Raw genomic sequence first — 25,482 nt, 5'->3', positions numbered from 1 at the left:
CTCCCCGGTGAGTGATGTAGGTGCGGTAGGCAATCTTGAACAGATTCATCAATATCCCCCATTTCAGCGGTGATACGTATGGCAGAGGCGGGAGAGCCAGCGGGCCAGGTCGAGTCGCATCTGGCCGTCTTTCAGCTGCCAGTGCCAGTTGCCTTCTACCGTTCCCGGCGTGTTCATCCGGGCCGACGATGGCAGGAGAAGCGGGTCCTGGAATGGCACGACGACCGTTTCGGCCCGGCGGCTGTAGACGTATGCAATGAGGGCCGCCGTCACTTCGTCAGCCGTGGCGTCATCGGAAAGGTGCAGCATGAGGCACAGGCGCTGCTGTTGTTCTTCTGGCAACGATTCGTACCAGCCCCGGGTAGTGTCATTGTCGTGGGTCCCCGTATAAGCTATGGAGCACGGTTCCGTATCAAAGGAGAGGCATCCGTCAGACCGTTCTTTCAGATGGAATGGCAGGACCCGCATCCCCGGCAGGGAAAAGTGGCTGCGCAGCTGGCACACGTCGTCGGTGATGACGCCCAGGTCCTCGGCGATGAGCCGCACCGGTCCCAGTGTCTGATAGACCCGGCGCAGGATGTCTTCTCCCGGTGCCGATTTCCACTGCCCTTCTTTGGCCGTCTTTGCCCCGGCCGGAATGGACCAGTAGGCAGAAAAACCACGGAAATGGTCGATCCGCACTTCATCGACGAGGGAAAGGGTGTGTCGGAATCGCTGGATCCACCAGTCATATCCGTCTTTGGCCATGGCTTCATAATCATAGAGGGGATTGCCCCAGAGCTGGCCTTCGGCGCTGAAGTAGTCGGGCGGCACACCAGCCACGCTCTTGGGATTTCCTGTTTCATCGAGGTCGAACAGGTCCTGATGGGACCAGCAGTCAGCACTGTTATGGGCGACGAACATAGGGATGTCCCCCAGGATGGAGACGCCGTTGTCATGGGCATAGGCGCGCACATCCTGCCACTGGCGGTATACGATGTACTGGAGGAAGCGGTAGTGATCGACGGCACCGGCCAGTTCCTTGCGGTAGCGGGCACAGGCTGCCCTTTCATGACGGGCAATGTCTTCAGGCCACCCGGTCCACGACCGGTCTTTGAAAAAGTCGCTGACGGCACAAAACAGGGCGTAGTCATCGAGCCAGTTTCTGTTGTCGCTGCAGAACCTGTCAAAGGGCTGCCAGGGAATGACCAGACCTGAGTCATGGGACATATCCCAGAGGGCCCGTTTCTTGCACTGCCAGGCGTCGTCCCACGATGAGGAAGCGGCGGCTTCTTTGCGGTATTGGTCATAGCGCTCCTGCCTGAGCCAGCCAGCCCGGTACAGAAAATCAAGGGAAATGAGCCGTTCATTCATGGCAAAGGCCGACCGCGAGTAATAGGGTGAATCGCCGTCGAGAGGCGGCGTCAGTGGCAAGACCTGCCACAGGCTCTGGCCGGCGGTCTTGAGAAAATCGACGAAATGATAGGCCTGTTCTCCCAGGTCGCCACAGCCCCACTGCGACGGCAGGGACGTGGGATGCAGGAGAATGCCGGCCCGCCGTTTTCCCCCTTCCTGTCCGGCCAGGACGACAACGCTGAGCGGTGCCAGGGTCAGATCGAGGCGGCTGCCCGTCGTTTCGACCGGTTCCATGTTGGGAATGAGGGCGTTGTACAATTTCCCGTACACCAGCCCGTCCGTATAGAGGCTGATGGAATGGACAGCTGTCGTGCTGCGGTTGATGGCGATGACGAAGAGTCCGTCCCGGGCCGGCTTATCGAAGACGTCGCGGCCGCCTTCAATGGTGCGGCAGTATACGTAGACGTCGCCTTTGCTGTACAGGGGGATGAACCGCCCCGTCTGCAGGGCATCGTGTTTGCGGCGCAGAGCCGTCAGCCGTTTCACCCAGCGCAGAAGGCTCATGTTTTCGTGACCCCAGGGATAGGTACGGCGGTTGTCCGGGTCCTTTCCCCCGGTGAGGCCGGCTTCGTCGCCATAGTAAATACAGGGCGCTCCTGGCATGGTCATCTGCCAGGCCGTGAGCAGTTTCACCCGGCCCATGGCGACGGATTCGCCTCGCACGTCGCTGTCGTCGCTCTGGCAGACCGTGAGGATCCGTTCGATATCGTGGCTACTGATGAGGTTGAGCATAGCATACCAGTTTTCCGGCGGATAGTTCTCCACGAGCTGCATGAGTTCCCGTCCCAGGCGACCGCCGTCTTTCTGTCCCAGCACGAAGGCCACGGCCATGGCACGAAGGACGTAATTCATGGCACTGTCTATGTCGTAACCGCAGAGGTATTCCCGCTGCTCGCTGTAGGCAATCTTATTGGAGGCATCTTCCCAGACTTCGCCGATGAGGACGGCATCGGGATTTTCTTCCTTCAGCGTATGATAGAAACTGCGCAGGAACGGCACGGGCAGTTCGTCGATGACGTCAAGGCGCCAGCCGCTGATGCCCTGGCGCAGCCAGTATTTGAGGACGCTGTTTTCACTACGGATGATGAAATCCATGTAGGACGGCGTCGTTTCTTCTACATCGGGCAGATCTTTGACGCCCCACCACGATTCGTAGTCATCAGGATAATCCGTGAACCGGTACCATTCATAGTATGGCGACTCTTTGGACTGATAAGCACCCAGGGACGGATAATGGCCGAAGCGGTTGAAATAAATGCTGTCGGCGCCGGTGTGGCTGAATACGCCGTCGAGGATGATGCGGATACCCCGTTTGCGCGCCCGTTCGCACAAGGCGGCAAATTCATCATTGGTCCCCAGGAAGGGGTCGATGCGGTGGTAGTCTCCGGTGCCATAGCGGTGGTTGCTGCAGCTTTCAAAGACCGGGTTGAGATAAATAGCTGTGACTCCCAGGTCGGCGAGGTAATCGAGCTTTTCCCCGATACCGGCCAGGTCACCGCCAAAGAAATCATACTGGACCACATCTCCCGTTTCCATATCCTTGCAATAGTACGGGCGATCGTCCCAGGAGCTGTGGATGACGGCGCCGGGTTTTCCAGACAGGTGCTGCCAGTCCATGCGGCCGCGGCAGAAGCGGTCGGGAAAAATCTGGTAGACGATGGCGTGTTTGAACCAGTCCGGCGTATGGGCGTTTTTGTCGTAGACGGTAATCTGGAATGCCGGTGGTACCGTGTCATAGAGGGCTCCCACGCCGCCGAGGTGGTCCTGGTTGTTGCCGTAATACAGGCGTTTCCCGTCCCATTCGACGATAAAATAATACCACAGCAGACAGCCCGTTTGGGGCAACTGCCACGCCGCGGCGAAGGTATCCCCTGTGGCGGTCATGGGGATGAAGGATTCCCCGGCATTGCTCTGCCAGAGCCGCACCGTGGCCTTACAGGATTCTGCCGGCCGGCCGCTGATTGAAAGACGCAGCGTCAGCTTTGTCCCGGATGGTATGGCGCCGAACCGGGATCGGTAGTGGCTGTCGTGGGAATCATGATAGAGACGTATTTCCATAATCGTTCCTTTCTCTATGGACAAGACCCCTGCCACAGCATGCCGGGCAGGGGTCCTTCGTGTCATTATCTGTCTAATACGGTGTGATACAGATCAGCGTAGGCCTGGGCCGAACGGTCCCATCCGTAATCGCTTTCCATGGCATTGCGGACGAGATGTTCCCAGACAGCCGAATCGGCATAGTAGCTGAGGGCTCTCTTGACGGTAAACAGCAGTTCATGGGCGTTGAAATTCATGAACGTCAGGCCATTGCCCTGATTCGTATATTTATCGAAGGGGATGACCGTATCCTTGAGCCCCCCTGTTTCCCGGACGACCGGCACGGCCCCGTATTTGAGGGCGATGAGCTGGCTCAGGCCGCACGGTTCATAGCGGGACGGCATCATAAAGATGTCGGCGGCAGCGTATACCTGATGGGCCAGCCCTTCATTGAAAAGGATATTGGCCGATACCTTCGTGGGATAGCGCCGGGCCAGGTTGCGGAATGCATCTTCATAGGCCCAGTCACCAGTGCCGACGATGACCAGCTGGATATCTTCTTCGATGAGCTCATCCATGATGCAGGTTACCAGGTCCAGACCCTTATCCTCTACCAGGCGGGATACCATGGCTACGACGGGGATATTGCGGTTGACGGGAAGGCCCAGTTCCCGCTGCAGAGCTTCTTTATTGATATGCTTCCTGGCCGGGAAGGTATCGGCCGTATAGGTCGCGGCGATGTGCGTATCCGTCGCCGGGTTGTATGCGTCTTCATCGAGGCCGTTGATAATGCCCGTGATACGGTCCCGGGCGGTACGGATATAGCTGTCCAGATGTTCCCCGAAATAGGGATAGGTGATTTCCTGGGCATAGGTCTTGCTCACCGTCGTGATATAGTCGGCGTAGACCATACCTGATTTCATGTAGTTGACGCAGCCATCACATTCCAGATTGCCGTTGTCAAAGAGTTCCTGCGGCAGGCCGATGATGTCGCGCATAATCGACGGCGGATAAATCCCCTGGTATTTGAGATTGTGGATGGTATAGATAATCTTCATATGCTGGTAGAACGGGTCATGATAGAAGTCTTCTTTCAAAAACACGCCCATAAGGCCCGTATGCCAGTCGTTACAATGGATGATATCCGGCTGAAACCCGATTTTTGGGAGCATGGTCAGAACAGCGCGGCAGAAATAGGCGAACCGTTCGTCGTCGTCGTCAAATCCATAAAGGCGGTCCCGTTTGAAATACCATTCGTTATCGATAAAATAGACCTTGACGCCATTCCAGTCGATTTCTTCCACGCCATAATAGAGCTGGCGCCAGGCCAGGTTGACGATGCCGTGGGTGACGGGCTTCATCTGCGCCCGGAACGAGTCGGCAATCTGGCTGTATTTGGGAATGACCAGCCGCACGTCCATCCCTTTGGATGCCAATGCTTTCGGCAGGGCCCCCATGACATCAGCCAGGCCCCCGGTCTTGATAAAAGGAACGGCCTCAGAAGCCGCAAACAATACTTTTACCATCTGTATCACCTTCTTAGTACACGATAAAACTATGACCGTATTATAATGACGATTCTGTATGATTCTGGTTTTTCCGTTTCTTCGTAGAAGACATCCGTTTCCGGCTTTTTCCCTTTGCCGGAGCGCGCCGTTTCTTCACGGTCCCACTCATAGCGGCCGGTACGGTGCGGTGCGCTTCCGCTGACGATGTCAGTTCGATGTAGATCGCCGCCAGCGGTGGCAGCGTCAGGGACAAGGACTGGTCCATGCCGTGCATGGGGATGTCTTCTGCCGTAAACTCTCCTTCATTGACGACGCCGGACCCGCCAAAGCGGGTGTCGTCGCTATTTAAGACTTCGACGTAGGTGCCGGGCTGGGGCACGCCGAAGCGGTAATCATGGCGCACGACAGGCGTAAAATTACAGACGACGATAGTCATGTCTTCTTTGTGAAGTCCCTTGCGGAAGAAGGCAATGACGCTGTTGTCCCGGTCATCGCAACTGATCCAGGAGAATCCAGACCAGTCGCAATCTTCCTGCCAGAATTCGGGATGGGATGTGTAGAACCCGTTCAATTCCTGTACGTAGTCGTGCAATTTATGATGCATGTCATAATCGAGGAGATGCCAGTCCAGGCTGTCATCGTATTTCCATTCGATGAACTGGCCGAATTCGCCGCCCATAAACAGGAGTTTTTTACCCGGATGAGACATCCAGTAGCCATAAAAGGCCCGGAGGCCGGCAAATTTCTTCCAGTAATCGCCAGGCATCTTGTCCAGGAGCGACCGTTTGCCGTGGACGACTTCATCATGGGACAGGGGCAGGACGAAGTTTTCCGAAAAGGCATAACACAGGGAAAACGTGATGAGGTTCTGGTGATCCTTGCGGAACAGCGGGTCCATGGACATGTAGCGGAGCATGTCATTCATCCACCCCATGTTCCATTTATAATTGAATCCCAGTCCGCCTACTTCGATGGGTTTGGTCACCAGCGGCCAGGCCGACGATTCTTCGGCGATCATCAGGGCCTGGGGGACTTCGGCAAAGACGGCCTTATTGAGGCGGCGGATGAAATCGATAGCTTCCAGATTTTCCCGGCCGCCGTATTTATTTGGCTGCCACTGACCGTCGCTGTGCCCGTAGTCGAGGTACAGCATGTTGGCCACGGCATCGATGCGCAGGCCATCGACGTGGAATTCTTTCAGGAAAAAGAGGGCGCTGGAAATGAGGAAGGACTGCACTTCCGTGCGGCCGTAGTCGAAATTCATGGTGTCCCATTCTTTGTTTTCCGCCAGGATGGGATTGCCTGATTCGTAGCACGGTTCGCCGTCGAAATAGCGCAGGCCGTGGGCATCGCGGCAGAAATGGCTCGGTACCCAGTCTACGATGACGCCGATGCCATTCTGATGGCAGTGATCGACGAAATACATGAAGTCTTCCGGCCGGCCGTAGCGGCTGGTCACGGAAAAATAGCCCGTCCCCTGATAGCCCCAGGAGCCGTCAAAGGGATATTCGCACAGCGGCATGAGCTCGATATGGGTATAATGCATTCCCTTTACGTACTCTACCAGCTGATCTGCCAGTTCCCGGTAGGTCAGCATGTCCCCGTTTTCCTTGCGGCGCCACGAACCCGGATGGACTTCGTAGGTCAACATGGGTTGGGCGTACGAATCGTAATCCTTGCGGCTGGCCATCCATTTCTTGTCCTTCCACGTGTAATGGAGTTTGGTCAGCTTCGATGCCGTATCGGGCCGGACTTCCGACCAGAAGGCATAAGGGTCGCTTTTCAGGATAACCTCGCCGGAAGCCGTCGTGATGGCGTATTTGTAGATATCCCCTTCACAAAGGCCTTCGATATAGCAAATCCAGATGCCATTTCCCTTATCGCTGCGCGTCATGGGATTGGCCGTTTCGTCCCAGTGATTGAAATCACCGACAACACTGACAGCCTGTGCATGAGGTGCCCACACGGCAAAGCGCACGCAGGCCTTGCGCCGGTACGCCGTAAAATGCGCACCAAAGAGGCGGTAGCTGCTGTCATTGGTTCCCTGATGATACAGGTACGTACTATAATCATCGATGGCACTGAGTTTCATCCGTGCACACCTCCTTTATTTCAACACTTGACCGGTTTCAGGTGCCAGATTTCCGATGCATACTGGCGGATGGTCCGGTCGCTGGAAAAATATCCCGAATGGGCAATATTGACGGCGCTGGAATGGAGCCACTGAAGGCGTTTGTTATAGCGCCGTTCGATTTCCTGCTGTGCCTGACAGTAGGGTTTGAAATCCTTGAGGACAAAGAATTCATCGTTGCGGTCCAGCAGCGAGTCATAGAGCATGCCGAAGGATTCGCCGTTGCCAAGAGAGCCATCGACGAGGCTGTTCATGATTTTACGGATATCCGCATCTTCACTGTACATATTCCACGAGGAATAGCCGCCGTGGATATAGTAATCCATGACCTCGTTGGCCCGGAGGCCGAAAATGACACAGTTGTCATCTCCCACTTCACGGTGGATTTCCACGTTGGCCCCGTCCATGGTGCCCAGGGTGATGGCGCCATTCATCATGAATTTCATATTTCCCGTACCAGATGCTTCTTTTCCTGCCGTGGAAATCTGTTCGCTCACGTCGGCGGCCGGGAACAGGAGCTGTCCCAGAGAGACATTGTAGTTTTCCAGGAACAGGACCCGCATCTGCTTGCTGATCCGGCGGTCGTTATTGACCAGGCGGGCCACGACGTTGATGAGCTTGATGGTCTGCTTGGCTTCCCCATAGCCGGCGGCCGCCTTGCCGCCAAAGAGGAAGGTGCGTGGCGTAATCTGCATCTTGGGATTGGCCTTCAGGACATAGTACAGATGCAGGATATGGAGAATATTGAGGAGCTGGCGCTTGTAGAGATGAATCCGCTTGATCTGGATATCAAAGATGGAGGACGGGTCTATCTTCACTTCGTATTTCTGCTGGATATAATCAGCCAGGATGTACTTGCGTGTCTGTTTCACCTGGGCCAGCCGTTCGAGGAAGGCCGTGTCCTTGGAAAATTTTTCCAGGTCTATGAGGCGTTTCGGTTCCAGCCGCCAGTCCGGCCCGATGGTGTCATCGAGCAGTCCTGCCAGTTGCGGATTGGACTGGATGAGCCAGCGCCGGTGGGAGACGCCGTTGGTCTTATTGGAAAAACGCGATGGGAAACACGTATAGAACTGGTGCAGCGTCGAGTCTTTCAATATCTGGGAGTGTATTTCCGCTACGCCGTTAACACTGTGGCTGCCCAGGACTGCCAGATGGGCCATATGGACCTGCCCGTCCCAGAGAACGGCCACGTCACGGGCCTTGTCTTCGTCGCCGGGGAAGCGCTTGCGGACCTCAGCCAGCCAGCGCCGGTTCAGTTCCTCTACAATGAGGTAGATCCGCGGCAGCAGGGATTTGAACATGGGGATGGACCAGCGTTCCATCGCTTCCGGCAGGATGGTGTGGTTCGTATAGGCCACGGTACGGACGGTCACATTCCATGCCGCATCCCACGAGAGGCCTTCTTCGTCCATGAGGATACGCATGAGTTCGGGGATGACCAGTGCCGGATGGGTATCGTTGATATGGATGGCAATATACTGGTCGAATTTATACAGGCTTTCTTTGATCTTTTTCTTGTAATAGCGCACGATGGACTGCAGGCCCGCCGATACCATGAAGTATTCCTGCATGAGCCGCAGCTTGCGCCCTTCTTCTGTACTGTCTTCAGGATAGAGGAAGCGGGAAATGAGCTGGACGCTGTTCTTATAGTGGAAGGCCCGGTGCCGGTCGCCCAGAGACAATTCGCGGTACATGTCTTCCCGGGAGTATTCGGCCCGCCACAGGCGCAGTGTGTTCACTGTATGGTTGTGATAGCCCACAATGGGAACATCGTAGGGCACGGCACGGACAGAAGAATACTTTTCGTAGACACATTCCAGGCTGCCGTCTTCAGTGGGACGCATGTATGCATTGCCACCGAAGCGCACGTTGACGGCCTTATCGACTTTCTTCACTTCCCACGGGAATCCGTCGGCCAGCCAGCTGTCAGGCAGTTCGACCTGCTGATCGTCGATGATGCGCTGATTGAAGAGTCCGTACTGATAGCGGATACTGCAGCCGTGGCCGGGAAGCTGGAGTGCTGCCAGGGAATCGATGAAGCAGGCAGCCAGTCTTCCGAGGCCCCCGTTCCCCAGGCCCGGGTCCCGTTCTTCCGGGATGATCCGGTCCAGGTCCCAGCCCAGGTCCTTGAGCCCGGCCCGGCAGACATCTTCCATGCCCAGGCCGATGAGGTTGGAATCGAGCAGTCTCCCCAGGAGAAATTCGATAGAAAAATAGTAGACCTGTTTCGCCTTTTCTTCGGCATAGGTTTCATTCGTGCGGATCCAGTCTTCACTTACCAAATCACGGACCATGAAGGCTACGGTCTGATATACTTCGTTTGGTGTCAGATCGGGCAGATCCTTTTCCCACAAGATGTGTGCTTTTTTGGTAAATTCACTTTTGAATTCTTCTTTATCCTGCCACGTATTCACTATTTCAGGACTCCTTTTTTAGATGACGGAACATTTGCCGATGCAAAGCGGTGCTTCTCGTGTTCCCGAAAGTTCAGCCTCCGGCTGGATGACAGCGTTTTTATCGCACACGACATAATCCAGATTGGCATCGGCACCAACAACGGAGTGCTGCATGATAATACTATTGCGGATAACGGCATTCTTCCCTACCCGCACTTTGCGGAAGAGAATCGAATTTTCGACTTTGCCTTCGATGATGCAGCCGTTGGCCACAAGGGAATTGGTGACGTGCGATTCTTCCATGTATTTTGCCGGCGCTTCGTCCTTGATTTTCGTATAGATGTGGCGCTGGTCCTGGAGGAATATATCCCGCCAGGTATGGGCGTCGAGGAAGTCCATATTGGTTTCAAAATAAGACTGGATGGAATCGACGCGTTTCACGTACCCCTCATAATTATAGCCAAAAATCCGCAGGCGGTCTACATTGCGCTTGAGGACGTCGGTGATAAAATCTTTATAGCCTTTGGCATAGGCCCGGCGGACACAGTGCTGATAAATTTCCGTATCGATGAGAATCTGGCGCTGGTACAGGTTGTCCCCGGTCTGGATTTCTGCCTTGGAATTGATGCCCGTGATCCGGTCCTTGTCGTTGATTTCCAGGACGTATCCTTCTTTTTCCTTGTCCTTCGGGGCCCGCGTATAGATCATGGTCACGTCGGCATTATGACGGCGGTGAAAATGGAGGACTTCTTCGTAATCGATGTTCTGCACCAGATCGCAGCTCGTCGCCAGGATGTATGGGCTGTGGCCGCGCTTGACGAAGAGAAGATTCTTATAAAAAGAATGGATATCCCCTTCTACGGGATGGATGATATCTTCCACATCGGCCGGCAGATAGAACAGGCCGTCCCGTTTACGGGCCAGTCCCCATTCCTTCCCCGACCGGATATGGTCCAGTACGGAGCGGGATTGGGATGACAGGAGGATACCTACGTTGCCGATCCCGGCGTTTACCATATTGGAAAGAGTGAAATCAATGAGGCGGAATTTGCCGCCCATGGGCACCGTCGCCAGCGGGCGGTGTTCATTGAGTTCAGGGAGAGTCTGGCTGTCCTGTAAGTTGATAAGACCCATCATTTCGCTGCCCATACTTATGCATCTCCTTTACTGGTTGCTGCGGCGGTCACTTCGCCATGACGGCCTAGTACGGCGACGGACCCGTCTTTTTTATGTACGACCGCACCGCTGTGGATGGTGCAGTCTTCGCCGATGATGGCCTTGTCTACGACAGCGCCGGCTTCGACGACGGTCCCGGGCATGATAACTGAATTGGTGACCCGGGCGCCTTCTTCAATAGTGACATTATAAAAAATGACCGAATCCGATACCTGCCCCAGGATGGCCGCTCCTTCTGCGATGAGGGCGCTCTTGACGCTGCCTTTGGGACCGATGAAATGTGGCGGCATGGACTGGTTGCCGGCGTAGATGCGCCAGTCGGGATCGCTCAGATCCAATGGCGGTTCGTCAGCCAGAAGGTCCATATTGGCCTGCCACAGGCTGTCTATAGTACCCACATCTTTCCAGTACCCTTCGAAGGGATAGGCATAGAGGGCAATCTGATCTTTCAGCATGGCTGGGATGACGTTCTTGCCGAAATCGTGTTCCGACGTTTCATCCTTGGCATCAGCCCGGAGATACCGTTCCAGCACAGGCCGGTCAAAAATATAGATGCCCATGGAAGCCAGATTGCTTTCGGGCTGCTTCGGTTTTTCCTGGAATTTTGTAATGCGCATGTTGTCATCGGCGACCATGATGCCAAAGCGGCTCGCTTCATCCCAGGGCACACGGATGGTGCCGATGGTGACCTTTGCCTGATGTTTCTTATGGAAATCCAGCATTTTGGAATAATCCATGGAATAAATGTGGTCACCAGACAGGATTAGCACGTAGTCATCGCCGATCATATCGACGAAATTCAGATTCTGATAGATGGCATCGGCTGTCCCGCGGTACCAGTTCGTGCCATTGCCATTGGTATACGGCGGCAGCACAAAGGTTCCTCCCGTGTCATTATCGAGGTCCCAGGAACTGCCATTACCAACGTACCAATTCAATTCCAGCGGCTGGTACTGGGTCAGAATACCAACTGTCCCGATGCCGGAATGACGGCAGTTGCTCAGGGTAAAATCAATGATGCGGTACTTACCGCCAAAGAGCAGCCCAGGCTTGGCTTGATCTTTCGTCAGGACACCGAGGCGGCTGCCTTTGCCGCCTGCCAGAATCATGGCCAGACAATTCGATTTTCTCATACGATTTCCTCCTCGCGCAGGAAACAGCTGCTCCGATACCGGTCTGCTCCCATCGTATCCGGGCAGTCTTTCCCCTATTTGTCTTCCTATCTAGACTTTGGCAGATTAACAAAATCCTTGTATGCAAATATTATACACTACTTAAAATATTTTTTTAAGGGTTTGTTATCCTTATTTACGGAAAATTCACGAAAAACGTACTAAATGTAGAATACCACACAAAAACACACCTTCATCTGGTAGTTGACAATGATGAAAGGTGTGTCTGCAATGACAGCTCCCATGGAACAGGCCGCCTATTTATTCTGTTTTTCTGTTTCTTTCAGGGCTTCTTCCCTCGTCAGAAGAGTCACCATAAAGGGCAGGGCCAGAAGGATACGCCGTGCCGCGTCAGCCGTATCGGCAGTGGTACGCACGAAGCCGATGCCTTTTTTCCCATCGAGGGCCGTGACGACGCCGACGTATTCAAAGCCTTCCATGATTCGGGTGACGAAGGTCATATTGCCTGGGTCGATCTTGAAATACACCCAGTCGGCATCAAGCATCATGATGGATCACCTCACGGCGCATCATGCTGTACTCTTCCAGGGGCGTATCGCAGGGAATACCTATAAGCTGCTGGGCATGTGGAGCCGCAGTAATGGGATTGCCATCGCCATCGGTCATAGGAGGAAGCGTAAGGGTGACCAGCTTTCCTTTAGGCTGAAGGAATTCCACGGTCTGGCCGGTCTTGAAATGGTTCCGCTGTTCAATCCAGGCGATGTGCTTTTCCCGATCATAAGAACGGACGAGACCGATGAATTCGTGGGTCTGGGTATTGCTGGAATGGCTGTATACCTGATCGGCTTCGGTCGGGCGGGACACAGAGAAGCCCCGCGTATAGGGCCGGTGGGAAATCTTTTCCAGTTCCTGCAGCCATTCAGGCCGAACATGGAAATGTTCCGGTTCCCGTTCATAGGCATCGATAGCCTGGCGGTATACCTTGACGACGGTGGCCACGTAATGGACACTCTTCATGCGCCCTTCGATTTTGAGGCTGCACAGGCCGGCATCATACAAATCCGGCAGGTACGGCAGCAGGCACAGGTCCTTGGAATTGAAGATATACGTCCCCCGTTCATCTTCTACGACAGGGAAATACTGTCCCGGCCGCTTTTCTTCCACGATGTTGTATTTGAAGCGGCAGCATTGGACGCACTGCCCCCGGTTGGAATCGCGGTTCTGGGTGAAGTAATTGCTCAACAGGCAGCGTCCGGAATAGGAAATGCACATGGCGCCGTGGACGAACCCTTCCAGTTCGATGGGGACACGGCGATGGATTTCTTTGACATCGGCAAGGCTCACTTCCCGGGCCATGACGACGCGGCTGGCGCCGAGGTCATGCCAGAACTGGACACTGGCCCAGTTCGTCGTATTGGCCTGGGTCGAAACGTGGATGGGCAGCTCCGGCACAAGCTTGCGGGCCAGACTGAAAATCCCCGGGTCGGCAATAAGCAGGGCGTCTACGCCAATATCCCGCAAAAAGCGTAGATACTCCGGCAATGTCGTCAGGTCGTCGTTATGTGGAAAAATATTGACTGTCACGTGGATTTTCTTTCCCCGTTCATGAGCATAGGCAACGGCTTCTTTCAGCTCGTCTTCAGAGAAGTTATCACTGAAGGCACGGAGGCCAAATAACTTTCCGCCGAGATATACCGCATCGGCACCATAGAGAAATGCCATCTTCATTTTATCCATATTGCCAGCCGGGGCCAGCAATTCCATCTTTTGCATACTTATCCTTTCTTATCCTTTCCAACGGGACACGGTCAGGCCGTCCCCATTTTCAAAAAACACGGAGTCAAAATATCGGGTATCGTCGATGAGCGAGAGAAACTGACGCAGCCGCGTCACAGCCGTCCGGTGCTTGTGAGGTAGCTTCCCCTGTATATAAATCATATCGTGATAGCGAAGATTATCTGCTACGATGAGTGCACCCGGCGAAAGACGTGGCATCAACAGCTGCAGATAGTGCACATACTGTCCTTTGGGACCGTCGAGGAACACGAAATCCCAGGGCCCTTGCAGGCGGGACAGCCACTGTGCCGCATCTCCCTGAAGGGAGGTAATGGCTCTGCCGTAAGGAGACCGGACAAAATACCCATGGGCTGCCCGGTATCTTCCTTCATCCAGTTCGATTGTCGTCAGTGTCCCCTCCTCTTTCAGAAAGGGCGCCATAATCAGGGCGGAATAGCCAATGCAGGTACCGACTTCCAGCAGCCGTTCCGGCCGTGCCTGCCTGAGGATCCGCGTCATCACCGGCAGTTCTGCATCTCGCAGGATGGGCAGCTGCTCCCGCGCGGCCTGGCTGCGTATCTCTTCCAGAAGGTCCGTCATGGCATATATTCCTTTACATTCTTCATATGATTTTCATAGGTCGTGGCAAAATAGTTATGGCCGTCTTTGTCGGCAACAAAATAGAGGTATGATGTATTGGGCGCATCAATGATGGCTTTCATGCAGTCCATGCCCGGATTGGCAATGGGTCCCGGTGGCAGGCCTTCATAGCGGTACGTATTATAGGGAGAGTCATATTCCGTTTCACTGATACTGTATGCTGCTTTATGGGTACCCATGGCATAGGAAATGCTGGCATCAGACTGAAGCTTCATGTGCCGCGACAGGCGGTTCAGGAACACCGACGCGATAAGCGGCCGGTCCTCTGCATATTTCGCTTCCTTTTCAATGAGCGATGCAAGGGTGACGAACTGGTAGATAGACATATTGCGTTCCCCTATCTGCTGGCGTATGCCGTCTGTCAGGTGACGGTCAAAATTTTTCAGCATCATGGTGACCACATCCTCTGCTGTTGCATCCTTTCCTATAAGGTACGTATCAGGAAAAAGGAAGCCTTCCGTCACAAAGGTTACTTTCCGGTTTCCTTTCATATACGGATACAATAGGCTTGTGTCGTTAGCTGCTCGAAGGAAATCCTCTTCCTTTACGATACCCAGCTTATCCAGAGCCTGGGCCGTCTGACGCACCGTATAGCCTTCGGGAACGACCAGTCGGGCCGCTTCCGATTTGCCGCTTTTTAATTTTGCCAGAATCTGCTGGAGGCTCATGTCGGAGCGGATGGTATACTCGCCCTGCTTGAGCTCATCGGCCTGACCGGTGACGCGGGCTACGAGGCGGAACCAGCCGGGATTGATGATGAGACCGTCATCATAGAGCTGGTCGGCTATATCGGTTGCCGTCATCTGTTCCCGGACATGGACGTACGCTTCCGTTTCCGAAAGGAAATAATTCGGAAGGTAATACGACGCTGCGCCGGCGGCACCAGCTATAAGCAGCCCTAAAGCGGCAGCTATGCCCCAGAACCGTCTGCGGTTCCGGCCTGCCGGCTGGCGAAGGTCCCGGGTATCGCGTACAACTTCCTGTTTCATATGTTCAATTGTTTCTTCTATTTTTTTCTTGTCCATCCGTATATTATACGGCAACTACCAGCTCCAGCGCAATAGGCCACGACAGCCTGATAGGCTTCAAATCTGTTTTCCCAGCTCGAAGGCTCTGGGCAGCCATTCGCTATGCTCCTTTATGGCGTTGGCATCGTTGAGGCCTCCTGCGTTGAAGCCGCCGGCAAACCGTGCCTTATCGAAACAGTCAATCCACCCTCCCAGCGTCACGATGGCCCGTTTCGCCGTATCCTCCGCCGTATCGGCAGAAACGGTAATGAGATAGATATCCCGAAACAAATAAGGCCGCCCGTAAAATGGTAGCGTCCTATCCAGAAGGGTCTTCAGCTGTCCGCTTATAGAATAGTAATAGATAGGCGATACGAAAATGATAGCATCGGCTTCTTTCATGTCGGTCAGGATTGGTGCCACGTCGTCTTTCTGCACGCATTGTTCCGATTTGATACAGTTCATGCACCCCAGACAGTAGCGGATTTCCTTATCCTTCAAACTGACGTATTTGACTTCATTGCCTGCGGCCTTGACGCCCCGTGCTGCTTCCCGTGCCAGAATTTCGGAATTACTGCGATTGCGCAGGCTCGATGAAATAATAAGGACTTTTTTTCTCATGACAGAGCTCCTCCTTTTTCCTATGGAATCTATAGTTTGCCTCTGTTTTTATTGTACCCTATTCGGGAGGCTGAGCCTAGTCCATAAAGGAGGCGTTTTCCCGTGTATTCAGGCAGAATGATACAAATGTTTGGTATTTATCTTTTTATATGATACAATAAGATACATAGGGTATATTACATAACATGTACATCATTCCAGGAGGGTTGTCATGGCTTCTGAACCGGTAGACCATTTTTATCTCGGCAATGCCGACGTACTGGCAAATAACGAAAAATTAACCGACAAAGCCCGGCGGAGTATCTATGTTTCACGGGCCGACAACACGATTGACGCCTACCGGGCCGATTGGAAGGATTTCTGTGACTGGTGCAAGTATCATGAGGAAACGGCCTTTCCGGCATCACCGGAAACGATTGTCAATTATATCAACGACCTGGCAGACAACGCCAAGGCCAATACGATTGCCCGCCGCATCTCTGCCCTGACGGAAAACTTCGCCGCTGCCGGCATCAAAGATAACCCCTGCCGCTTCCCTATCGTAAAAGACGCCGTCCGTGGCATCAAGCGCATGAAAGGAACCCAGCAGCATGGAAAAGCACCCATCCTGTTCGATGACATCCGGGAAATGCTCCGCTATCTCGACGGTGATGAGCTCCGGCAGGCCCGGGATAAGGCCGTGCTCCTCGTCGGTTTTTATGGCGCCATGCGCCGTTCCGAAATCGCCGGGCTGGATGTAGAGGACCTGAACTTCAACCGCCTTGGCCTTCTCATCACGCTGCGCAAATCCAAGACAGACCAGTTCGACCAGGGGCAGACCGTCGCCATCCCCTATATCGAGGATAAAGACCTCTGTGCCGTCCGCGCACTGCAGCACTGGCTGGACCTCAGTGGAATTACGACGGGACCGGTCTTCCGCAGTTTCACAAAAGGCCATCACATCCGTAAGGCCCGTATCTCCGACAAGACCATCGCCCTCATCGTCAAACGATACGTGGGTCTCATGGGAATGGACCCGGCTGAATTCGGTGCCCACAGCCTGCGCCACGGATTTGCCACATCCGCTGCGATGGAACACGTGGAAGAACGGGAAATCATGCGTCAGACACGGCACCGGTCTACGGCAGTCGTCCGGAAATATATCGACGAAGTTGACCGCCTCATCGATAACCCCATCCTGAAAATAGCCCGGAAAAAGTAACGTTACTCCCCTTATTGTCCATGGAGGACTTCTTTTACCGTATCGGCCCGGCTGCTTTCGACAGGCACCTGCAGGACCTGGCCTGGATAAATATCATCAGAATGGCGGATATGATTGATGTCCATGATTTCATCGACGACATCGCGGACGTCCGTTCCGGGAGAGGCTGCGGCGGACGCAATCTGCCACACCGTATCCCCACTGTGTATCTTGACAGATATATACGTTTCGTCTGTATGATATACCATCCCCATCTGGGTACATGCGGCGATGACTACGGCCAGTGCCGCTATCAGCCGGATAATCCATGTATAGTTGCTTCTTCTTTTCATAGCCATCGTGCGTTTCATACTCTGTCACCTCGTAATCGATTAGAACAAATGTTTTGAGAACACATGTTTGTCTGATGGCTTTATTATATCGGCGAACGTCCGTTCTGTCAATAGGTAGAGAGAACAAAATTTCGTTGAACAAATGTTTGAATTTTTTTCTATATTACAGTATAATGAAATTGTATATTTACTTGGGAGTGATACCAAATGATGAACAGTGAAAAAATGCTTACGACCAGGCAGAAACAAATCCTTGAATATATCCGTGACTGTGTGCATAAATATGGGTATCCCCCTTCGGTCAGGGAAATCTGCCAGTCCGTCGGGCTCAGTTCCACCTCAACAGTGCACGGTTATCTGCACCGGCTGGAAGAACTGGGATTCATACGCCGCGACCCGGCGAAGAATCGTACCATCGAACTTCTGGACGAAGGATCCTGGCGGTCCAAAAAGATCGTTCCCCTGCCGCTCATCGGGCAGGTCCGGGCCGGGCAGCCTGTTTTTGCTGAAGAATGCATTGAAGATGTGTACCCGTTTTCCGCTGATTTCATCGGAAATGACGACTGCTTTATGCTGACCGTACGGGGAGACAGCATGATCCAGGCCGGTATCTTCGACGGGGATTATCTCATCGTCCGCCGCCAGGATACGGCCGAAAACGGAGATATCGTCGTCGCCCTGATTGATGATGAAGCGACTGTCAAACGGTATTTCCTGGAAAAGGACCGGGTCCGCCTCCAGCCGGAAAATCCCGATTACGAACCGATTTACACGCGGAATTGCAAGATTCTGGGAAAAGTCACGAATCTGTTCCGCCGCTACTGATGCCCGTCATATGTACACCAGAAAAAAGGATGCCCCATGAAAGAATACTTTCATGGGGCATCCTCTTTTTGCTGTTATAACGAAAGGGATATATGAAAAACGCAGGGAGATGCGTTTTCATCAGATGTGGGACAGGATTTCCTGTGTCATCGTTTCTGTATCGGCTTTCTTAAAACCGTCTTTGTAGAGATCGGGCGTGCGCCAGCCATCGGCCAGTGTCTGATTGACCGCATCCTCTATCGCATGGGCAGCCTCCTCTTCTCCAAAGGAATAGCGCAGCATCATGGCCGCCGAAAGAATCGTTGCCGACGGATTGGCAATCCCCTTTCCGGCAATATCCGGCGCCGATCCGTGGATAGGTTCGTAGAAGCTGGTCTGTTCACCGATACTGGCCGACGGCATCATGCCGATGGATCCGCCGAGAACGGCTGCTTCGTCGCTGAGGATATCGCCGAAGAGATTTCCTGTGACGATGACGTCGAACTGTCTGGGATTGATAGCCAGCTGCATGGCACAGTTATCGACGTAATAGTGATTGAGTGCTACATCGGGATACGCGGCAGCCGTATCGATGACCGTACGCCGCCAGAGGCGGGATGTAGCCAGGACATTGGCCTTATCGACGGACGTCACTTTGTGACGCCGTTTCTGTGCCGCTTCCATGGCAAAGCGGGTAATGCGCCTGACTTCGGGGACGCTGTAGTTTTCCAGATCCCAGGCCCGTTCTGCCCCATCGTGGATTTCCGATTCACATTTATCACCGAAATAAATACCGCCGATGAGTTCCCGGACGATGAGGATATCCGTACCGGTCACAATATCCGGTTTGAGCGGCGAATACTCTGCAAGAACGTCGGGCACCGTGACCGGCCGCAGGTTGGCATACAGCCCCAGAGCCTTGCGCAGTCCCAGGAGTGCCCGTTCCGGCCGCAGGGACGGTTCAATCTGATCCCATTTGTCCCCGCCGACAGCACCGAACAAAATAGCATCGGCATGGCGGGCGGCATCAACGGTCTTCTCTGGAAGCGGCGTACCCGTATGATCGTAGGCCGTCCCGCCGGCTTCCTGTTTTTCATAGGTCATGCCGATGTGGAACTTTTCATCTATTTTTTGGAGTACCCGTACGGCAGCAGCTGTAATTTCTTCGCCGATTCCGTCTCCGGGAATGACTACTATGTGTTTTGACATGTTCATTTCCCCTTTACGTATTCGATTAATCCGCCCGCTCTGGCAATATCCTGGATAAATCCCGGCAGGGGCGGTGCCTGAAACGTATCACCTGTCGTTTCATCTATAATGGTACCGCTGGCAATATCGACGCGCAGACGGTCGCCGGCATGTATGCGTTCGACATCATCGCCGATTTCCAGTACGGGCAGGCCGACGTTGATGGCGTTGCGATAGAAAATACGGGCAAAACTGGCGGCGATGACGACGGGAACGCCCGATGCCTTGATAGCGACCGGGGCATGTTCCCGGGACGAGCCGCAGCCGAAATTCCGGCCGCCGACCATGATATCGCCATCCTGTACATTGGGAGCAAAGGATTCGTCGATATCGGCCATACAATGAGACGCCAGTTCTTTTGGATCAAAGCTGTTGAGATACCGCGCGGGGATGATGACATCTGTATCAATATTGTCGCCGTAACGCCATACGTTTCCTTCTAATATCATGATTACCGGACCTCCTTGGGTGCTGCAATTTTACCGAGAATGGCACTGGCCGCCGCCACCTGGGGGCCAGCCAGATATACTTCACTATCTACGTGGCCCATGCGGCCGCGGAAATTGCGGTTCGTCGTCGAGACACACCGTTCGCCTGCTGTCAGGATCCCCATATAGCCTCCCAGGCAGGGGCCGCAGGTCGGCGTCGATACGGCAGCACCGGCTTCGATGAACGTATCGATATACCCGGCATGCATGGCGTCCTGATAGACCTGCTGGCTTCCGGGAATGACGATACAGCGCACATCGGGATGTACTTTATGGCCTTTCAATATGGAAGCGGCGATGCGCAGGTCTTCGAGGCGTCCATTGGTACAAGAACCGATGACGACCTGATCGATTTTGATATCGCCAAAGGTCCCGACAGCTTTGGTATTGCCCGGCAGATGCGGAAAGGCGACGACAGGCTGTATCTGGGACAAATCGATGGTGACGACACGGCTGTAGGATGCATCGGGATCGGCTTCGTAGACCGTATAGGGATGGGAAATCCGTCCCTTTTCGTAGGCTGCGGTCTGTTCATCGACGGGGAAAATCCCATTCTTGGCACCAGCTTCGATAGCCATATTGGCAATGGTGAAGCGGTCTGTCATGGAAAGAGAGGCTACACCGGGACCGGTAAATTCCAGGGACTGATACAGTGCGCCATCGACGCCGATCATGCCGATCAGTGTCAGCATGACGTCTTTTCCCGTAATGTCTTCTCCTTTTTCACCGGTAAGTTCCACTTTGATGGCATCAGGGACTTTGAACCATGCCTCGCCAGTGGCCATGGCCGCACCGAGATCGGTAGACCCTACACCTGTCGAAAATCCCCCAAGCGCCCCGTAGGTACAAGTGTGGGAATCGGCGCCGATCGTGAGCATTCCCGGTGCGACGATCCCCTGCTCCGGCAAGAGGACGTGTTCGATGCCGACACGGCCTACTTCAAAATAATGAGTGATATGGTGCTTTCTGGCAAAATCCCGGACGATTTTTGCCAGCCCTGCCGATTTAATATCTTTATTCGGCGTGAAATGATCCGGAACCAGGGCGATCCGGTTTGTATCGAATACGGGCTTTCCAATTTTTTCAAAGGCGGCAATGGCCGGTGGTGCCGTAATATCATTGGCCAGTACCATATCGAGACGGCAGTTGATGAGGTCACCCGCCTTGACGGATGCGACGCCGGCGTGGGCTGCCAGAATTTTTTGTGACATTGTCATTCCCATAATATATATCCTCCAGTTTTATAATATATCTTAAAGTTATCGGTGATGACTAGCTGAGCGACGGAAATCGTGGATCTGGTCATAACTGCTGCTCAGATTGCGGAAGGTAATCCGTTCGGCCATGCCCGGCATGCGGTTGATGGCTGAAACAAAGGCCCGGATAGATGCCGTCATCGTATCGGTGTCAATGCCGGCTCCCCATGTAGTCTGGCCTTTTTCGTCGGTGAGTCCGAAATAGGCAATGCCCCGGGAACTGGGATCGCGGTCCAGATCGTGTTCACTGTATTCCAGATGGCTGACCGTAATACCATAGGCATCACAGATAGCGTGGGCCGCTGCTGCCAGCTGGCCATTGCCTTCTCCCTGGAATACGACATCTTTGCCATTAGCCTTCATGAGAATCTGGCCTTTCCAGTGTCCGTTCTGTTTCTGTATCGTAAAGTTTTCCATCTGCAATGGCGTCACGACATCGAGATAATTGTCCATAAAGAGACGATGTATTTCATCGGGCTTCAATTCCTGATGGCGGTGATCCGATACGTCTTTGACAAAATAGCTGAAATTTTCCCGCATTTTCTTTGGCATGCGGATACCGTAATTGTGTTCCATGATGAAACCTACGCCACCTTTGCCGGACTGGCTGTTGATGCGGATGACATCAGCCTCGTACTCACGGCCCACATCTTTAGGATCAACGAGCAGGTACGGCACGGTCCAGTACGGTTCGCGATGATCTTCACGGAACTTCATGCCTTTGGCAATGGCATCCTGATGGGAACCGGAAAATGCTGCAAATACCAATTTTCCTGCATAAGGCTGCCGTTCATAGACATGCATCCGCGTCACCCGTTCATACATTTCGACAACTTCTGGTAAATAAGAAAAATCAATGCCCGGATCAACACCCATGGCGTACATATTCATGCCGATGGTAACGATATCGACGTTGCCCGTCCGTTCCCCATTGCCAAAGAGCGTACCTTCGATACGGTCTGCACCGGCCAACAATCCCATTTCGGCATCAGTTACGCCCGTCCCGCGGTCGTTATGCGGATGGAGGGACAAGACGACGTTATCACGGTACTTGAGGTTCTGGGACATGTAGGCAATCTGGGCAGCGTACACGTGGGGCATGGACATCTGCACCGTCGAAGGAAGATTGATGATGGCTTTGCGGTCTGCTTCCGGCTGCCATACATCGAGAACGGCATTGCAGACATCGATGGCAAATTCTGGTTCCGTCCCGGTAAAGCTTTCCGGTGAATATTCAAAGCGGTAATTGGCACCAGCTTCTTCGGTCAGACGCTTCAATAATTTCGCGCCATCAACGGCCATCTGTTTGATTTCTTCTTTCGACTTTCGGAACACCTGCTGCCGCTGTGCGTACGATGTAGAATTGTACAAATGGACAATAGCATGTTTGACTCCTTTCAACGCTTTGAAAGTCTTGCGGATAATGTGTTCCCGTGCCTGTGTCAGGACCTGTACAGTCACATCGTCAGGAATCATATTCCGTTCTACCAGTGTGCGGAGGAATTCGAATTCCGTTTCCGATGCCGCTGGAAAACCTACTTCAATTTCTTTGAATCCCATGCAGATCAGCATCTTGTAGAACTCCAGTTTTTCTTCGAGGCTCATGGGAATGACCAGTGCCTGATTGCCATCACGCAAATCTACACTGCACCAGACCGGTGCCTTGTCAGGGTATTCTTTGCTTGTCCAGCTCATATCCACCTGAGGCGGCATAAAATAACCTTTTTTGTACTTTTCAACGTTTTTCATCCAAATCACTCCTGATTATGTATTTTTAACACAATCAAAATAAAAAAATCTTCCGCCTCAAAAGAGACGAAAGATTTACTCGCGCGTTACCACTCTTATTCATATCCAAAGAATATGCTCTTTACAGGTACGGACTCGTGTCGATACCCTCCTGTCTGTTAACGGCCAGGCCCCGGCCCCGCCTACTCTGCCCATGGCATTTCAGCTGGCTGCTTAGAGACGAGTTCACTTCCATTCCGCTGCTGCCTCGCACCTGCCGGCAGCTCTCTGAAAGCTTTCTGGAACCTACTGTTTCCCTTCAACGCATTTTTATTTTGACTTGTTGACTGAGATGATACCACACTCATTCCAGGAATGCAAGGGAAATTTTAAAAGAATATGAAAAAATATAAAGTTAAACCTTTTACTTTCTAAAGTATATACATTCTGTTATTTATAAGTTAAACGTTTATACTTTCATTCCCTTATCCCATTCCTGATACACACCTTCGTGGCGCTTTTTTTCAGTTGCCTTGGACAGATAGGATCCGAGGACGATGGGAAATCCCTTTCGCTCGACAATAGACTTGATGTAATTGCGGAAGGGACAGGGCGGACGGTGATAATTATCCGAACAGATGCAGGAAGCCAGATGGATGACCACATCATCTTTGTTTTCTCCATAGCGCTTCAGCTTGTGATTCAGGTCTTCCAATTTCGCCGCAATGCCGGCACCACAACAGCCACCGCAGGTCAGTGTCATGTAACGCGTCTGATCATCATAGGCGGCAAATGGACCTGTCCTGTCATAAAAAGACTTCATACAGCCGTATCCGGCACAACGTTTCGAAACGATGTCACATTGAATAATAACCACTAAACGAGACATAGAGTCACTCCCCCTTTTTACTACTCGCATCGACGATGCTCTATTTTTACTATACCACAGGGGAGATAGGAAATGCCAGCCAAAACCGGTGTATGCCGCACATATTTTATCCGGTCTGCGCTTTCCCGTAATCCCGGTGCCGGTTCAGGGACTGCAGGATCTTCTCAAAATACACTTTTTCCCATTTCGCGTAGCGGTTGCATAGCTTGTTTGTATGACCGGAACACAGGACTTCCGTAATATCCCGAAGAACTTTCACTTTTTTTTCTGTCATAAAGGAATCATACTGACGGGACTGCATGACTTCCTTCAGCTGGCAGGCTGCATCGTCGTACTGGCCATTTTGGATACACTGACGGATCCGGACCAGTGTCTCCAGTCCCGGCGGGAAGGTCAGCTTGCGCAGATAGGCAAGCCACGGCGGAACATCACTTTGTCCCTTTGATGAGTAGTGATACAGGCGGAATAAGGCCGCATACATATGCATATAACCGGAAACGGACAGACGCAGCTGGCGCCGCCGGTAATCAATATCACAGGCATAGGTATAATATTGCTTTGCCCGATGGAGCGCTTCTTCCGGCCAGGGATACAGCTGCTGTTCATAGGCACATTCATACAGCTGCCCCATCATATAATATATATCGCCGGCATAGGGAAATTCCGACCTCGGCCGCCGTGCCAGCTCTTCTATGCCGGTAACGTCCCCATCGAGACCACAGTATCGGCAGAGGCGGCTTGCTATGCGCAGCAGGGTATGGAATCGTCCCAGCCGCTCCACCCGCTGGGACTGGGACAACGTCACGCCGAACAGGAGAAACGCTTCCCGGCCCAGATAGGAATGGGACTTAAGCAGTGAAAGACCGGCCCGGCAGAAGTAATACCCAGCCTTCACGCGTATCAGTCTTTTGTCTTCAGACAACTCGCCACGGTCTGTGCATTTCAGGATTTTCTTGTACAGTGTACATGCTTTTTTCAGATGCATCTGACGACGGCCTCTGGTGACAGGGAGATAGATATCTTCTGCTGATTTAAATAATATTGTCGCATAATGATACATATCCGGACTGGTGTAGTTTTCCTGCATCAGCATTTCATAATAATAAACAGCCTGATTGACCAGGCTCAGTTTGTCCGGCCGGTGGCAGGCATAGCCTTTCTTTCCAACCGGGCCGTATACGATGTATTCCATATGTACTTTAAACGCCTGGCTGCGCAGGATGATCACATCATCCGTATGTTTCCCTGACACCTGTTGTGCCATATGAAGAGCGCAGTCAGCCAGGTACATATACCAATCATAACAAGGGCCCTGTATGGCTGCCATGACGTAAATCCCTGCCAGCTGGCAGAGATGCTCCGGGGAATCACCCAGGATATCCGGTATGCCATTCCGTGCCTCCATCGCCGCCAGACTCAATTCCCATTGTTTATGTAATCTGGCTGTTTCGAGCTGATGGATGAGTTCCTTTTTTGCTTTCACATCACAATCCTCCCTTTACTACAGGTCATGTATGGTATACCTCATAGTATGAAGGAGATAGATTAAAATAACATTAAAATTGTCTTAAAATTTAATAAGAGTATTATTAAAAATATATGAGAATTGCACATATAATCAATAACATTTATCGAGTGCGCAAAAAAAGGGTATTAGTCCAGATTTTGTGGTGTGGTCACCCCTAGTCCAATTTTT

Annotated in this window: 20 protein-coding genes and 1 other annotated feature; of the genes, 2 read left to right on the top strand and 18 right to left on the bottom strand. The window is 52.9% G+C overall.

From position 1 onward, the window contains the following. Positions 1–63: 63 nt before the first annotated feature. The 11 genes from malQ to DW949_RS12335 form a co-directional block, all read right to left on the bottom strand. Complete coding sequence (gene malQ / locus DW949_RS12385) at positions 64–3,453, bottom strand: 4-alpha-glucanotransferase (RefSeq protein WP_118023517.1); 3,390 nt, start codon at positions 3,451–3,453, stop codon at positions 64–66. A gap of 65 nt (positions 3,454–3,518) precedes the next feature. After that, positions 3,519–4,958 (bottom strand): glycogen synthase GlgA, encoded by a 1,440-nt coding sequence (gene glgA / locus DW949_RS12380; RefSeq protein WP_118023516.1) that lies wholly within the window; start codon positions 4,956–4,958, stop codon positions 3,519–3,521. A 40-nt stretch (positions 4,959–4,998) separates the two neighbouring features. Further along, the gene (glgB, locus tag DW949_RS12375) at positions 4,999–7,032 is read right to left on the bottom strand and encodes a 1,4-alpha-glucan branching protein GlgB (RefSeq protein WP_118023515.1); all 2,034 of its coding nucleotides are present in this window, start codon (positions 7,030–7,032) and stop codon (positions 4,999–5,001) included. Between the two features lie 20 nt (positions 7,033–7,052). Beyond that, positions 7,053–9,485 (bottom strand): glycogen/starch/alpha-glucan phosphorylase, encoded by a 2,433-nt coding sequence (locus DW949_RS12370; protein WP_118023514.1) that lies wholly within the window; start codon positions 9,483–9,485, stop codon positions 7,053–7,055. Between the two features lie 18 nt (positions 9,486–9,503). Further along, positions 9,504–10,616 carry a glucose-1-phosphate adenylyltransferase subunit GlgD gene (gene glgD, locus DW949_RS12365; protein WP_233539600.1) on the bottom strand — a complete coding sequence of 371 codons (1,113 nt, stop codon included), beginning with the start codon at positions 10,614–10,616 and terminating at the stop codon, positions 9,504–9,506. Positions 10,617–10,618: 2 nt separating this feature from the next. Then, positions 10,619–11,776 (bottom strand): glucose-1-phosphate adenylyltransferase, encoded by a 1,158-nt coding sequence (locus DW949_RS12360; RefSeq protein ID WP_118023513.1) that lies wholly within the window; start codon positions 11,774–11,776, stop codon positions 10,619–10,621. A 296-nt stretch (positions 11,777–12,072) separates the two neighbouring features. Next, positions 12,073–12,324, bottom strand: a complete 252-nt coding sequence (locus DW949_RS12355) for a DUF4911 domain-containing protein (RefSeq protein ID WP_366516685.1) — start codon at positions 12,322–12,324, stop codon at positions 12,073–12,075. Beyond that, complete coding sequence (locus tag DW949_RS12350; protein WP_118023519.1) at positions 12,314–13,540, bottom strand: U32 family peptidase; 1,227 nt, start codon at positions 13,538–13,540, stop codon at positions 12,314–12,316. The genes DW949_RS12355 and DW949_RS12350 overlap by 11 nt, the downstream gene beginning before the upstream one ends. 21 nt (positions 13,541–13,561) lie before the next feature. Further along, complete coding sequence (locus DW949_RS12345) at positions 13,562–14,152, bottom strand: O-methyltransferase (RefSeq protein WP_118023512.1); 591 nt, start codon at positions 14,150–14,152, stop codon at positions 13,562–13,564. Then, positions 14,149–15,201, bottom strand: a complete 1,053-nt coding sequence (gene mltG, locus DW949_RS12340) for an endolytic transglycosylase MltG (RefSeq protein ID WP_118023518.1) — start codon at positions 15,199–15,201, stop codon at positions 14,149–14,151. Before mltG ends, DW949_RS12345 begins: the two co-directional genes overlap by 4 nt. Before the next feature lie 96 nt (positions 15,202–15,297). Beyond that, positions 15,298–15,840, bottom strand: coding sequence for a flavodoxin family protein (locus DW949_RS12335; protein ID WP_118023511.1), 543 nt, complete (start codon positions 15,838–15,840; stop codon positions 15,298–15,300). 211 nt (positions 15,841–16,051) lie between these two features. On the opposite strand from DW949_RS12335, the gene DW949_RS12330 reads away from it, so the two are divergent. Further along, positions 16,052–17,041 carry a site-specific integrase gene (locus DW949_RS12330; protein WP_118023510.1) on the top strand — a complete coding sequence of 330 codons (990 nt, stop codon included), beginning with the start codon at positions 16,052–16,054 and terminating at the stop codon, positions 17,039–17,041. A gap of 11 nt (positions 17,042–17,052) precedes the next feature. Here the strand turns inward: DW949_RS12330 and DW949_RS12325 are convergent, their stop codons facing one another. Then, positions 17,053–17,391, bottom strand: coding sequence for a LysM peptidoglycan-binding domain-containing protein (locus DW949_RS12325; protein ID WP_118023509.1), 339 nt, complete (start codon positions 17,389–17,391; stop codon positions 17,053–17,055). 189 nt (positions 17,392–17,580) lie between these two features. Between DW949_RS12325 and lexA the strand changes: the two genes are divergently transcribed. After that, positions 17,581–18,198, top strand: a complete 618-nt coding sequence (lexA, locus tag DW949_RS12320; RefSeq protein ID WP_118023508.1) for a transcriptional repressor LexA — start codon at positions 17,581–17,583, stop codon at positions 18,196–18,198. Positions 18,199–18,318: 120 nt separating this feature from the next. Here lexA and leuB read toward each other — a convergent pair whose 3' ends face one another. The 6 genes from leuB to DW949_RS12290 all read right to left on the bottom strand — a co-directional run bounded on the left by leuB (position 18,319) and on the right by DW949_RS12290 (position 25,269). Then, a complete protein-coding gene (gene leuB / locus DW949_RS12315) occupies positions 18,319–19,386 on the bottom strand; it encodes a 3-isopropylmalate dehydrogenase (RefSeq protein ID WP_118023507.1) in 1,068 nt (355 codons plus the stop codon). 2 nt (positions 19,387–19,388) lie between these two features. Continuing rightward, positions 19,389–19,874: a 3-isopropylmalate dehydratase small subunit gene (locus tag DW949_RS12310; RefSeq protein ID WP_118023506.1), complete on the bottom strand. Its 486-nt coding sequence runs from the start codon at positions 19,872–19,874 to the stop codon at positions 19,389–19,391. A 2-nt stretch (positions 19,875–19,876) separates the two neighbouring features. Continuing rightward, a complete protein-coding gene (leuC, locus tag DW949_RS12305; protein WP_118023505.1) occupies positions 19,877–21,136 on the bottom strand; it encodes a 3-isopropylmalate dehydratase large subunit in 1,260 nt (419 codons plus the stop codon). Positions 21,137–21,172: 36 nt separating this feature from the next. Further along, positions 21,173–22,918 (bottom strand): 2-isopropylmalate synthase, encoded by a 1,746-nt coding sequence (locus tag DW949_RS12300; RefSeq protein ID WP_118023504.1) that lies wholly within the window; start codon positions 22,916–22,918, stop codon positions 21,173–21,175. Between the two features lie 59 nt (positions 22,919–22,977). Further along, positions 22,978–23,229: a binding site (T-box leader), on the bottom strand. A gap of 137 nt (positions 23,230–23,366) precedes the next feature. Next, complete coding sequence (locus DW949_RS12295; RefSeq protein ID WP_118023503.1) at positions 23,367–23,786, bottom strand: CGGC domain-containing protein; 420 nt, start codon at positions 23,784–23,786, stop codon at positions 23,367–23,369. A gap of 106 nt (positions 23,787–23,892) precedes the next feature. Further along, entirely contained in the window at positions 23,893–25,269 is a 1,377-nt protein-coding gene (locus DW949_RS12290; protein WP_118023502.1) for a hypothetical protein, read from the bottom strand. Between the last annotated feature and the right edge of the window lie 213 nt (positions 25,270–25,482).

Source organism: Megasphaera sp. AM44-1BH (assembly GCF_003467125.1).
Classification (GTDB): domain Bacteria; phylum Bacillota; class Negativicutes; order Veillonellales; family Megasphaeraceae; genus Megasphaera.
The sequence above is the reverse complement of the archived record's forward strand: the minus strand, read 5'-3'. Positions and strand labels throughout refer to the sequence as shown.